The organism is Ancylobacter sp. GW821-FHT10E12 (assembly GCF_058809335.1).
In genome coordinates, this window is the sequence record NZ_JBXASN010000010.1 from 118,425 (window position 1) to 131,559 (window position 13,135).

The following is a 13,135-nucleotide window of genomic DNA, read 5'->3' on the forward strand; positions in this document are numbered from 1 at the left end:
ATTCCACCTAGGAGAATGAAACGTCATGGCGGACATCGCGCCGATTCTTCACATCGTCTCGCCACTCCGGAACGTCAGCCCCTTCGACGTGAACATGGCCGTCGACGCCGGCTACACGACCATCCTGCCCTATCCCTACGTGAAGCTCGAGGAGATGACCGACCTGACGCAGGACATGATGTTCTCGCGTCCGCCGGATCACGCCGCCCGCACGGGTCTCTTCATCGGCGGCAAGGATGCGAGCCTGGCGCTCGACATGGCAAAGGAGGCTCGGGCGGCGCTGTTCCCGCCGTTCCAGATTTCCGTCTTCGTCGACCCGGCGGGGTCGTTCACCACGGCCGCGGCCATGATCGCCGAGGTCGAGCGCAAGCTGCGCGGGCGGCGGCGGGACGGGCTCAAGGGCGCGAAGGTCCAGGTCTACGGAGCGACCGGCGTCGTCGGCGGCATCGCGGCGGTCATCGCCGCCCAGGCGGGCGCCGAGGTGACGCTGGTCAGCCATCGCGACGTCGATACCGTGCGGCTGAAGGCGGCCGACTTCAAGGTTCGCTTCGGCGTCGATCTCGCCAGCGCCGCGGCAAGGGACGACAGCGAAAAATGGAAGCTGCTGCCCGACGCGGAAGTGGTGCTGGCCTGCGGCAAGGCCGGCGTGCAGATCCTCACCGCCGACCACCTCGCCGAGGCGCACGGGCTGCTGGTGGCCGCCGACGTGAACGCGGTCCCGCCCTCGGGCATCGCCGGCATCGACGCGCTCGACGACGGCAAGCAGATCGGCGGCGGGGCGCTTGGCATCGGCGCGCTGGCCATCGGGCATCTCAAATACCGCGTGCAGCACGAGCTTCTGAAACGGATGCGCTCGACGGACAGCGCGCTGACCATCGGATTTGAGGATGCCTTCGACCTCGCCCGATCACTCGTCGCCTAAGGATCGGCTCGCGGGAGCCGACACCGCGGCATCGCCGTCGCCGCCCGCGGCCGTGCCGGCACGTCGCGGCGGGGGGGCTGCGTGTCCTGCCCGCCGGTCTGTTCGCCGACGAGCACATTTCGAACTCGATGACCGTGGAGACGGCCGCGGGTCGCCATCCCGCGGCACCCTCATCGCGGTCGACGAGCCTGTCTGCACCATCCTGAAACGAAGAAACGAGCTGCGGCGCGCCGAATCCGTGCGCCGAACAGCCGCCGCACAGGGAGAGAAACATGAGCGACCGCCGCCCGAGCGTAGCTGCGCTATCCGCCCCCTTGGTCGAGGCGCTCGTCGCCGATGCCGACGTCCTGAGGCTGGGCGTGAGCCGCAGCCCCTGCGGAGCCCGGATCATCGACGCCGGCATCGCCGCCCGCGGCGGCATCGAGGCCGGCCGGCGCATCGCCGAGATCTGCCTCGGCGGCCTCGGCCGCGTCGGCATCGCCACCAGCGGGCGATTCCCGCGCTGGGGCACCATGATCACGGTGACGACGACCGACCCGGTCACCGCCTGTCTCGGCAGCCAATATGCCGGCTGGAGCCTGGCGGAAGGCGATTTCTTCGCCCTCGGCTCCGGTCCGGGCCGCGCCCTGTGGGCCAAGGAGAAGCTCTATGAGGAGCTCGGCTATCGCGACAGTGCCGACCACGCCGCCCTGGTGCTGGAGGTCGACCGCATCCCGCCGGACAGCCTCGTCGCCCGCATCGCGGAGGATTGCGGCGTCGCCCCCGATCGTCTCACGCTGATCCTGACGCCGACCACCAGCCTCGCCGGCACGGTGCAGATCGTGGCGCGGGTGCTGGAGGTCGCCCTTCACAAGACCCACACGCTGCATTTCCCGCTGGACCGCGTGGTGGATGGGGTCGGCTCCTCGCCGCTGCCGCCGCCGGCCCCGGACTTCGTCGGAGCGATGGGCCGCACCAACGACGCCACGCTCTATGGCGGCGACGTGCAGCTGTTCGTGACGGGTCCCGAGAGCGAGGCGCGCGATCTGGCCGAGGGACTGCCCTCCTCCTCGTCGCGCGACCACGGACGCACCTTCGCCGAGATCTTCACCGCCTATAATGGCGACTTCTATGCCATGGACCCGATGCTGTTCAGCCCGGCCCGCGTCACCGTAACGGCGCTGGAGACCGGGCGGAGCTTCACCTTCGGCGCCTTCCACGACGAGATCCTCGGGCGCTCCTTCGCCTGACGCTGGCCGTGCAAGATCTCGTCCTCATCGCCGACCACAGCGGCTAGGTCGCGGCCGGGGCGAGCTTGCGGCCGGGCGCCGGAGGAGAAGGTGCGATCGGCCTCGGCAGGAATTCCGAGCCGCGACGCGCGAGGAAATCGTTCAAGGCCGCGGCCGGCGGCGTCAGCCGCTTGGCCGAGCGCTTGACGACGAACCACTGCCGCACGACCGGCAGCCCCTCGACATCGAGCATCGCGAGGCGCCCATCCGACACTTCCGCCGCTATGGTGTGAGCGGAGATGAAGGAGAGGCCGAGGCCCGCCATCACCGCCTGCTTGATGGTTTCGTTCGAACCGATCTCCATGCCGATCCGCGGCTCGACACCGGCATCCTGGAAGAAGCGTTCCATCAGGGTGCGCGTACCCGAACCCGGCTCGCGGACGAGAAATGTCGACCCGATGAGAGCGTCGGCCGCGATCTTCCGCCCGAGCATCGGATGGTCGGCGGGGGCGATGATGACGTGCGGGTGCGGGCCGAGCAACGTCTTGTCCACCTCGATGTCGAGGGGCGGACGCCCCATGATCGCGACATCGATGACGTCGCCCCGCAGCGCAGCGATGATCTCGCCGCGGTTGCCGACGACGAGCGCCACGTCGATGCCGGGATGATTGCGGGCGAAGACGCCAAGCGCGTTCGGCGCGAAATACTTGGCGGTCGAGACGATGCCGACGGAGACGCGGCCGGCATCCAGGCCCTTCATCGCATCGAGCACCGCGCCGCAATCGGCCAGCGCCCGCTCGACGCGGGCGACGGCGGCCAGCACCTCGCGGCCGGCGTCGCTCGGCTGAAAGCGGTCGCCGGCGCGGTCGAGCAGCGGAAGCCCGAGCTGGTCCTCCAGAAGCTGGATCTGCATCGTGACCGCCGGAGGCGTGACGTTGAGGACACGCGCCGCCGCCGTCACCGTGCCGGTGTCGAGCACCGCCGCCAGGGCCCTGAGCTGCTTGAGCGTCACGTTGCGCATGATTTGAATATCCTTCAGCTAAACTGAACGTGCGTGAAAGATTATTCGAATTTCCTTACGATACCAAGTCAGGCAATCTACAAGCAATAAGAGGCGTCCGCCGCTTCGGGTCCCCGCCCGGAGGTTTAACGGAAACGACACGCCAGGGTCGAAGACCAACCAAGAACTGGGGAAACGCCGTGACACACGAGACATTGCAGGACCACCTCGAGGGGTGGGCCGGTGCCGATTCCCTGCGCCAGGGAGTTGCCAAGACCGTGCTTGCCCTGGCAGGCGCAGGCATCGCCATATCCGAACTGATCGCCGCCGGACCGCTCGCCGGCGCCCTGGCCACGGTTCGTGGCTATCATGAGGACGGCGACAGCCAGAAGGAGCTCGACGCCATCGCCGATCGGCTGGTGGCGGACGCCCTGCGCGCCGCGCCGGTCGCCGTGCTCGGCTCGGAAGAGGCCGAGGAGCCGGTGGCAATCGACCCGCACGGGACGCTGGCGGTCGCGGTCGATCCGCTTGACGGCTCGTCGAACATCGACACCAACATCTCGGTCGGCACGATCTTCTCGATCCTGCCGTTCACCGGCCCCAATGCGCTGCTGCAGCCGGGCTCGCGCCAGCTCGCCGCCGGCTTCCTGGTCTACGGACCGCAGGTTGCGCTCGTGCTCACGCTCGGCGCCGGCACGCATGTGTTCATTCTCGATCCGTCCTCGCTGCGCTTCGTGAAGGTGCAGGATCCGGTCTTGCGGAATCCCGTCTTCCTCAAGGTGCGCGACAGCGTCATCGTTCCGCCGGAGACGACGGAATACGCCATCAACGGATCCAATGCCCGCCACTGGGACAACGCGATCCGCTACTATGTCGAGGATTGCCAGGCCGGCGCGGAAGGCCCGCGCGGCAAGGACTTCAACACGCGCTGGACGGCCTCCATGGTCGCCGAAGCGTTCCGCATCCTCACCCGCGGCGGCGTCTATCTCTATCCGGGCGATGCCCGCAAGGGCTATGCGAAAGGGCGCCTCCGGCTGGTCTACGAGGCCAATCCGATCGCCTTCCTGATGGAGCAGGCGCGCGGCGGTGCCACCGACGGACGTCGGCGCATCCTCGACATCATCCCCTCGCAGCTGCACCAGCGCATCCCGCTGGTGTTCGGTTCGCGGGCGGAAGTCGATCGCATCGCCCGCTACCATTGCGATCCTAGCCAGCTGCCCGAGCGCTCGCCCCTCTTCGGGCGGCGCGGCTTGCTTCGAGCCTGAGGGGGACAGCATGTCGATCCATCATCCCATCATCTCCGTCACCGGCTCCTCGGGCGCCGGCACCACTTCGGTGCGCCGCATCTTCGAGCAGATCTTCCGCCGCGAGGACGTCGCGGCCGCCTATATCGAGGGCGACGCCTTCCATCGCTACGACCGCGCCGAGATGAAGCGCGTCATGTCCGAGGAGGCTGGGCGCGGCAATCACCACTACAGCCATTTCGGACCGGACTCGAACCTGTTCGAGGAGCTGGAGGAGACCTTCCGCAGCTATTCGCAGACCGGCTCCGGCAAGACCCGCCACTATGTGCACGACGACAAGGAGGCCGAGGAATTCGGCGGCCCGCCGGGAACGTTCACCGCATGGGAGGATATTCCCGCGCCGACCGATCTGCTCTTCTACGAGGGCCTGCACGGTGCGGTCGCCAGCGGCAATATCGACGTCGCCCGCTATGCGGACCTGAAGATCGGCGTCGTTCCGGTCATCAATCTGGAGTGGATCCAGAAGATCCATCGCGACCGCTCGCATCGCGGCTACTCCACCGAGGCGGTGACCGACACCATCCTGCGGCGCATGCCGGACTACGTGCACTACATATGCCCGCAGTTCACCCATACCGACATCAACTTCCAGCGCGTGCCGACCGTCGACACGTCGAACCCGTTCATCGCCCGCTGGATCCCGACCGCCGACGAATCGATCGTCGTCATCCGCTTCAAGACGCCGCGCGGCATCGACTTCCCCTACCTGCTCTCGATGATCGAGGGCAGCTGGATGTCGCGCGCCAACTCCATCGTGATCCCCGGCGGCAAGCTGGACATCGCGATGCAGCTGATCTTGACGCCCATGATCCTGAACCTCGTCGAAAAGAAGCGGCGCGCCGCGTGAGCCCGGAGGACACCATGCTGACCAAGACCACTGTGCCGGTCCTGTGCCCGCAGGAAGGGGCGACCGAAATTCCGTATGGCGACATGGCGAATGCCCTGCGCGCCCTCGCCATGGATGCCGTCGAGAAGGCGAAGTCCGGTCATCCCGGCATGCCGATGGGCATGGCGGATGCGGCGACCGTCCTGTTCACCCGGTTCATGAGGATCGATCCGACGCGGCCGCACTGGCCGGACCGCGACCGTTTCGTCCTCTCGGCCGGCCATGGCTCGATGCTGCTCTACGCGATAAACCACATGCTCGGCTATGCCGACATGGACATCGAGCAGATCAAGCGGTTCCGCCAGTTCGGATCCCGCACGGCTGGCCATCCCGAATATGGCCACACGCTCGGCGTGGAAACCACGACCGGTCCGCTGGGACAGGGTCTGACCACGGCCGTCGGCATGGCGCTGGCCGAGCGCATGATGAACGCCCGCTTCGGCGACGACCTCGTCGATCACTTCACCTATGTGATCGCCGGCGATGGCTGCCTGATGGAAGGCATCTCCCACGAGGCGATCGACCTGGCGGGGCACCTGAAGCTCAGCAAGCTCATCGTCCTGTGGGACGATAACGGCATCTCGATCGACGGCTCGACCTCGCTGTCGACCTCGACCGACCAGCTCGCGCGCTTCGAAGCGGCGGGCTGGGACGTGCTCCGCATCGACGGCCATGCCCACCATGCGCTGATCGACGCCATAGCCAAGGCACGCAACACCAAGCGGCCCTCGCTCATCGCCTGCCGTACCGTCATCGGCTACGGCGCGCCGAACAAGGCAGGGTCCGAGGCGGTGCACGGCGCGCCGCTCGGCGCCGCCGAGATCGAAGGCGCACGCGACCGGCTCGGCTGGCATCATCCTCCCTTCGAGATCCCGGCCGGGGTCCGGTCGGCCTGGGAGACGATCGCCGACCGTGGCCGCACGGCACGCGAGGCGTGGGAGGACCGGCTCGCGGCCTCCGACAAGCGCGAGGCTTTCGAGACGGCGATCGCCGGCCGGTTGCCCGCGGACTTCGAGGAGAAGATCCTCACCTACAAGCGCACCCTTTCCGAGAGCGCGCCGAAGGTGGCGACCCGCAAAGCATCCGAGATGGCGCTCGGGGTCATCAACGAGGCCACCGACCTGACCGTCGGCGGCTCCGCCGACCTGACCCATTCCAACCTCACGCTCACCAAGGGGCTGGTCTCCGTCGCGCCGTGCAAATATGCCGGCCGCTACATCCATTACGGCATCCGCGAGCATGCGATGAGCGCGGCAATGAACGGGATAGCGCTCCACAAGGGGTTCATTCCCTATGGCGGCACGTTCCTGGTCTTCGCGGATTATGCGCGTGGCGGCATAAGGCTTTCCGCCCTCATGGGCCAGCGCGTCGTCTATGTATTGACGCACGACTCGATCGGCCTCGGCGAGGACGGTCCCACGCACCAGCCGATCGAGCATCTCGCCATGCTGCGGGCAACGCCGAACTTGCAGGTTTTCCGGCCCGCCGATGCCGTGGAGACGCTGGAGGCCTGGCAGATCGCGCTCGCCTCCGAGGGCACGCCCTCGGTGCTCGCCCTGTCGCGCCAGAACCTGCCAACCTTCCGCACGGAACATACGCAGGAGAACCTGACGGCGCGCGGCGGCTACGTCATCCGCCGTCCCGAGCGCAAGCGCGACATCACACTGCTGGCCACCGGCTCGGAGGTGGAGATCGCCCTCAACGCGGTGCCTATGCTCGCCGAGCGCGGGCTGGATGCGGCGGTGGTCTCGATGCCGTGCTGGGAACTGTTCGAGCAGCAGAGCGCGGACTACCGCAGCGCCGTGCTCGGCAAGGCGCCGCGCATCGCCATCGAGGCGGCGGCGCGGATGGGCTGGGACCGCTGGATCGGCGAGCGCGGTCGCTTCATCGGCATGGAGGGCTTCGGCGCCTCCGCGCCGGCCTCGGAACTCTACGAGCATTTCGGCATCACGCCGGAGGCGGTGGTCGACACCGCCTGCGACCTCCTGACCTGCGCCTGAGGAGACACCCAATGGCCCGCATCACCCTTCGCCAACTCCTCGACCACGCGGCCGAGCACGGCTACGGCGTGCCCGCCTTCAACATCAACAACATGGAGCAGGGGCTCGCCATCATGGAGGCAGCCAACGCGGTCGATGCTCCCGTGATCATGCAGGCGAGCCGCGGCGCGCGCTCCTATGCCAACGACATCATGCTCGCCAAGATGATCGAGGCGCTCTCCGAGATGTATCCGCACATCCCGCTCTGCATGCACCAGGACCACGGGAACAACGAGGCGACCTGCCTCTCGGCGATCCAGCACGGCTTCACCTCGGTGATGATGGACGGCTCGCTGAAGGAGGACGCCAAGACCCCGGCGGACTACGACTACAACGTCGCCATCACTCGGCGCGTCGTCGATGCGGCGCACTGGGTCGGCGCCTCGGTGGAGGGCGAGCTCGGCGTGCTCGGCTCGCTGGAGCATGGCTCGGGCGAGCAGGAGGACGGCCACGGCGCGGAAGGCACGCTGTCGCACGACCAGTTGCTGACCGACCCCGACCAGGCGGTCGACTTCGTCGCCCGCACCAAGGTCGACGCCCTCGCCATCGCCATGGGCACCTCGCACGGCGCCTACAAGTTCTCGCGCAAGCCGGACGGCGACATCCTCGCCATGCATGTCATCGAGGAGATCCACCGTCGCCTGCCGAGCATCCACCTTGTGATGCACGGCTCCTCCTCGGTGCCGCAGGAGCTGCAGGACCTGTTCAACGCCTCGGGCGGCGAGATGCCCCAGACCTGGGGCGTGCCGGTGGAGGAGATCGTCCGCGGCATCCGTCACGGTGTGCGGAAAGTGAACATCGACACCGACTGCCGCCTCGTCATGACCGCGCAATTCCGTCGCGTGGCCCAGGCGAACAGATCCGAATTCGACCCGAGGAAGTTCCTCAAGCCCGCGATGGACGCAATGCGCGACCTGTGCCGGGAACGTTTCGAGCAATTCGGCACCGCCGGACAAGCCTCGAAGATCAAGGTCCTGCCGCTCGCGGCAATGGCCAAACGCTATGCCAGCGGCGCGCTCGATCCGATGATCAGCGGTGCGCGGGTGGCGGCGGAGTGAACCGACCCCTCCGCTGAGGGACCACGACGACAGACGAACGGCAATGATTCCCAGGCGCCAGCACCGCTGCGCGTCGACGGGAGAACTATGGGAGCCCGCCTGATGAGCACGCTCGAGACGACCAAGCCCACCGAGAAGAAGCGCGACCGCTACAGCGCCGGCGTCATGGAATACCGCAAGATGGGCTATTGGCAGCCCGATTACGAACCGAAGGACACGGACGTCATTGCGCTGTTCCGCGTCACGCCCCAGGACGGCGTCGATCCGATCGAAGCCTCGGCGGCGGTCGCCGGCGAAAGCTCCACCGCCACCTGGACGGTGGTGTGGACCGACCGGCTCACCGCCTGCGACAAGTACCGCGCCAAGTGCTACCGGGTCGACCCGGTGCCGAATACGCCGGGCTCCTGGTTCGCCTACATCGCCTATGATCTCGACCTGTTCGAGAATGGCTCGATCGCCAACCTCTCGGCATCGATCATCGGCAACGTGTTCGGCTTCAAGCCGCTGAAGGCGCTGCGCCTCGAGGACATGCGCCTGCCGGTGGCCTACGTGAAGACCTTCGACGGCCCGGCGACCGGCATCGTCGTCGAGCGTGAACGGCTCGACAAGTTCGGCCGGCCGCTGCTCGGCGCGACGGTGAAGCCGAAGCTCGGCCTCTCCGGCCGCAACTACGGCCGCGTGGTCTACGAGGCGCTGAAGGGCGGGCTCGACTTCACCAAGGACGACGAGAACATCAACTCGCAGCAGTTCATGCACTGGCGCGACCGCTTCCTCTACTGCATGGAGGCGGTGAACAAGGCGCAGGCGGCGACCGGCGAGGTGAAGGGCACCTACCTCAACATCACCGCCGGCACCATGGAAGACATGTACGAGCGTGCGGAGTTCGCCAAGGAACTCGGCTCGACCATCGTGATGATCGATCTGGTCATCGGCTACACGGCGATCCAGTCCATGTCGAAATGGGCGCGCCGCAACGACATGATCCTCCACCTGCACCGCGCCGGCCACTCGACCTACACGAGGCAGAAGACCCACGGCGTGTCGTTCCGCGTCATCGCCAAGTGGATGCGGCTCGCCGGCGTCGATCACATCCATGCCGGCACCGTGGTGGGCAAGCTCGAGGGCGATCCCCACACGACGAAGGGCTATTACGACATCTGCCGCGAGGATTTCGTGCCGCAGAACCTCGCGCATGGCGTCTTCTTCGACCAGCCCTGGGCCTCGACGCGCAAGCTGATGCCGGTGGCGTCCGGCGGCATCCATGCCGGCCAGATGCACCAGCTCATCGACCTGCTCGGCGAGGATGTCGTGCTGCAGTTCGGCGGCGGCACCATCGGCCACCCGATGGGCATCCAGGCCGGCGCGATCGCCAACCGGGTCGCGCTGGAAGCGATGATCCTGGCGCGGAACGAGGGGCGCGACATCCTCAGCGAAGGCCCGGAGATCCTGAAGGCCGCCTCCCGTCATTGCCTGCCGCTGAAGCAGGCGATCGACACCTGGAAGGACGTCACCTTCAATTATTCCTCGACCGACACGCCGGACTTCGTGCCGCAAGTCACCGCGGCGGAATGACGGGCACGAAGAAACAACAGGAGACAGACATGCGCATCACCCAGGGAGCCTTCTCCTTCCTGCCCGACCTGACGGACGAGCAGATCGGCAAGCAGATCCAGTATTGCATCGACAATGGCTGGGCGGTGAACATCGAGTTCACCGACGACCCCCATCCCCGCAACACCTATTGGGAGATGTGGGGCATGCCGATGTTCGACGTGAAGGATGCCGCCGGCATCCTGTTCGAGCTGAACCAGTGCCGCAAGGCGCATGCCGGCCGGAATTACATCCGCCTCAGCGCCTTCGACTCGACCCATACGTGGGAATCGGTCCGGCTGTCCTTCATCACGGATCGGCCGGCCGAGGAGCCGGGCTTCGCCCTGGAACGCCAGGAGGTGGACGGCCGGTCCATCCGCTACACGACCCGCGCCTACGCCGCCCAGCGTCCCGAGGGTTCCCGCTACTGAGGACGACCCGAGCAGGCCGTCTTCACGACCGACTGGTTCGCTGATCGACCCGTTTCCTCCCCGGCAGCGAACGAACCGGTCCGGGATACCGCCCCCCGGACCGGTTCTTTTTCCTCCCGTCACGGCCTGTCGCAGAGCCGGCACGGCATCGGAGGCAGTCTTCGCGGCGCCCGCGACGCGGTCGCACCGTTGGGACGACACAGAACGGAGAGATGTCGCATGGATGCCCTGATCGACGATCGTAAGACCGCCCCCGCGAGCGAGGCGGTGGATCTGGCGGCGGAGTTCGCCAGTTCCGGCCTTGGCGAGATGTTCGACGAGCTCGATCGCGACCTCGTCGGCCTCGCGCCCGTGAAGCAACGCCTGCGGGAAATCGCGGCGCTGCTGCTGGTGGATCGCGCGCGGGCACGTTTCGGCCTGTCGGCTACCAGCCCGACGCTGCACATGAGCTTCACCGGCAATCCCGGAACAGGCAAGACGACCGTGGCCCTGCGCATGGCGGAGATCCTTCACCGCCTCGGCTATGTCCGCAAAGGCCATCTCGTCACCGTCACCCGCGACGATCTGGTCGGCCAGTACATCGGCCACACCGCGCCGAAGACCAAGGAGATCCTCAAGCGCGCGATGGGTGGCGTGCTGTTCATCGACGAGGCCTATTACCTCTACCGGCCCGAGAATGAGCGCGATTATGGGCAGGAGGCCATCGAGATCCTCCTGCAGGTCATGGAGAACCAGCGCGACGACCTGGTCGTCATCCTCGCCGGCTATGCCGACCGCATGGAGCGCTTCTTCCAGGCCAATCCGGGCTTCCGTTCGCGGGTCGCCCACCACGTCGACTTCCCCGATTACTCGCAGGGCGAGCTGTTCGCCATCGGCGAACGGATTCTCGCAGGCATGAACTACAAGTTCAGCGCCGAGGCCGGCGAGGTGTTCGCCCGGTATATCGAGCTCCGAACCCCGCAGCCGCACTTCGCCAATGGGCGCTCGATCCGCAACGCCCTCGACCGCGCCCGGCTGCGCCAGGCCAACCGGCTCTTCGCGGCCGGCCGGCCGGTCACCGCCCAGGATCTCGTCACCATCGAGGCCGACGATATCCTGGCGAGCCGTGTCTTCACCGGCGGCATCGACAGTTATCCGCCGTTGAAGCCCTGACGACATCTCGCTTTTCCTCTCCCCGTCGGGGAGAGGGAGCGAACGCGGTCCTTATCCCGAAGATCCGTGGCACGGAAAGGCAAATGCTATGACCACCCCCCTGATCGCCCCTTCGATGCTCGCCAGTGACTTCTCCCGGCTCGGCCAGGAAGTGCGCGATGTCGTCTCGGCCGGCGCCGACTGGATCCATCTCGACGTGATGGACGGCCATTTCGTGCCCAACATCACCTTCGGGCCAGATGTCATCAAGGCGATGCGCCCGCATACCGACAAGCCGTTCGACGTGCACCTGATGATCTCGCCGGTCGAGCCCTATCTGGAGGCCTTCGCCAAGGCCGGGGCCGACATCATCACCGTGCAGGCAGAGGCGACCGACCATCTCGACCGCTGCCTCCAGGTGATCCGCTCGCTGGGCAAGAAGGCCGGCGTCGCGCTCAACCCGGCGACGCCCGAGAGCGCCGTTGCCTATGTGCTCGACAAGGTCGACCTGATCCTCGCCATGACGGTCAACCCCGGCTTCGGCGGCCAGGCCTTCATCGGTGACGTGCTGCCGAAGGTGGAGAAGCTGCGCGCCATGATCGGCGATCGCCCGATCCGGCTGGAGATCGACGGCGGCGTCAACCCCGAGACCGGCGCCCGATGCGTCGCTGCCGGCGCCGACGTGCTGGTGGCCGGCTCCGCCGTTTTCAAGGGCGGGATCGAAGGCTATCGCGCCAATATCACCGCCATCCGCTCGGCCGGCGAACAGGCGCGCGCCAAGGCGGCATGAGGCGATGCGCGCCGAAGCGATCATATTCGACGTCGACGGCACTCTGGCCGAGACCGAGGAGATCCACCGACAGGCCTTTAACGAGACCTTCGTCCGGTTCGGTCTGGACTGGTATTGGGACCGCCCGCTCTATCGCCGCCTGCTCGACATCACCGGCGGCAAGGAACGTATCCGCGCCTTCGTCGTCGATCATCAGCCGCCCGACGGCCTTCGGGGGCTCGAGCGGGTCGGCGAGATGCACGCGACGAAGACGGACATCTATACCGCGCTCATCGCGGAAGGCGCCGCCCGCCTCCGGCCCGGCGTCCTCCGCCTCATCTCCGAAGCAAAGGCCAAGGGAGTGAGGCTCGCCATCGCCACCACGACGAGCCTGCCCAATGTGGAAGCCCTGATCGAGGCCGCTTTCGGCGCGCGCGCCTCCAGCATTTTCGAGGTGATCGGCGCCGGGGACGTGGTGCCGGCGAAGAAGCCGGCGCCGGACATCTACCGCCATGTGCTGGACGAGCTGCGCATGCCGACCTTTGCCTGCATCGCCATCGAGGATTCGCGCAACGGGCTCGATTCCGCGCGGGCCGCCGGCCTGCCGACGCTGATAACGCCCAGCGTCTATACCAGCCACCAGAGCTTTCCCGGCGCGCTGGCCATCGTGCCCGATCTCGACACGCCCCCCGTCTCGCTGGAAACCATCGCGCGATGGCGCGCCGCGGACGCCGGATGGTAGGCGATCGACGCGTTAAACGGCACCACCGCGCGTCGAGGGACTCCCCGCTCGTCGG

General features: G+C 67.1%; 12 protein-coding genes. 11 read left to right on the forward strand and 1 reads right to left on the reverse strand.

The window, feature by feature from the left end; genetic code table 11:
- Positions 1–25 precede the first annotated feature (25 nt).
- Together AC1RU4_RS15420 and mch are read left to right on the forward strand one after the other, a co-directional pair.
- Positions 26–922, forward strand: a complete 897-nt coding sequence (locus tag AC1RU4_RS15420; RefSeq protein WP_492891981.1) for an NAD(P)-dependent methylenetetrahydromethanopterin dehydrogenase — start codon at positions 26–28, stop codon at positions 920–922.
- Positions 923–1,194: 272 nt separating this feature from the next.
- On the forward strand, positions 1,195–2,151 hold the full coding sequence (mch, locus tag AC1RU4_RS15425) for a methenyltetrahydromethanopterin cyclohydrolase (protein ID WP_492891982.1): 957 nt from the start codon (positions 1,195–1,197) through the stop codon (positions 2,149–2,151).
- A 43-nt stretch (positions 2,152–2,194) separates the two neighbouring features.
- Here the strand turns inward: mch and AC1RU4_RS15430 are convergent, their stop codons facing one another.
- The gene (locus AC1RU4_RS15430) at positions 2,195–3,151 is read right to left on the reverse strand and encodes a LysR family transcriptional regulator (protein ID WP_492891983.1); all 957 of its coding nucleotides are present in this window, start codon (positions 3,149–3,151) and stop codon (positions 2,195–2,197) included.
- A 179-nt stretch (positions 3,152–3,330) separates the two neighbouring features.
- Here AC1RU4_RS15430 and AC1RU4_RS15435 point away from each other — a divergent pair, with 179 nt between their 5' ends.
- The 9 genes from AC1RU4_RS15435 to AC1RU4_RS15475 all read left to right on the forward strand — a co-directional run bounded on the left by AC1RU4_RS15435 (position 3,331) and on the right by AC1RU4_RS15475 (position 13,080).
- A complete protein-coding gene (locus AC1RU4_RS15435; RefSeq protein WP_492891984.1) occupies positions 3,331–4,395 on the forward strand; it encodes a class 1 fructose-bisphosphatase in 1,065 nt (354 codons plus the stop codon).
- A gap of 10 nt (positions 4,396–4,405) precedes the next feature.
- The gene (locus AC1RU4_RS15440; RefSeq protein ID WP_492891985.1) at positions 4,406–5,281 is read left to right on the forward strand and encodes a phosphoribulokinase; all 876 of its coding nucleotides are present in this window, start codon (positions 4,406–4,408) and stop codon (positions 5,279–5,281) included.
- A gap of 83 nt (positions 5,282–5,364) precedes the next feature.
- Entirely contained in the window at positions 5,365–7,320 is a 1,956-nt protein-coding gene (tkt, locus tag AC1RU4_RS15445; protein ID WP_492892063.1) for a transketolase, read from the forward strand.
- Between the two features lie 11 nt (positions 7,321–7,331).
- Positions 7,332–8,417, forward strand: coding sequence for a class II fructose-bisphosphate aldolase (gene fba, locus AC1RU4_RS15450; RefSeq protein WP_492891986.1), 1,086 nt, complete (start codon positions 7,332–7,334; stop codon positions 8,415–8,417).
- A gap of 102 nt (positions 8,418–8,519) precedes the next feature.
- Positions 8,520–9,989 carry a form I ribulose bisphosphate carboxylase large subunit gene (locus AC1RU4_RS15455; RefSeq protein WP_492891987.1) on the forward strand — a complete coding sequence of 490 codons (1,470 nt, stop codon included), beginning with the start codon at positions 8,520–8,522 and terminating at the stop codon, positions 9,987–9,989.
- Positions 9,990–10,018: 29 nt separating this feature from the next.
- Positions 10,019–10,438, forward strand: a complete 420-nt coding sequence (locus AC1RU4_RS15460; RefSeq protein ID WP_492891988.1) for a ribulose bisphosphate carboxylase small subunit — start codon at positions 10,019–10,021, stop codon at positions 10,436–10,438.
- A 219-nt stretch (positions 10,439–10,657) separates the two neighbouring features.
- Positions 10,658–11,590: a CbbX protein gene (gene cbbX, locus AC1RU4_RS15465; RefSeq protein WP_492891989.1), complete on the forward strand. Its 933-nt coding sequence runs from the start codon at positions 10,658–10,660 to the stop codon at positions 11,588–11,590.
- Positions 11,591–11,678: 88 nt separating this feature from the next.
- Complete coding sequence (rpe, locus tag AC1RU4_RS15470) at positions 11,679–12,359, forward strand: ribulose-phosphate 3-epimerase (protein ID WP_492891990.1); 681 nt, start codon at positions 11,679–11,681, stop codon at positions 12,357–12,359.
- Positions 12,360–12,363: 4 nt separating this feature from the next.
- Positions 12,364–13,080: an HAD family hydrolase gene (locus AC1RU4_RS15475; RefSeq protein ID WP_492891991.1), complete on the forward strand. Its 717-nt coding sequence runs from the start codon at positions 12,364–12,366 to the stop codon at positions 13,078–13,080.
- Positions 13,081–13,135: the final 55 nt, after the last annotated feature.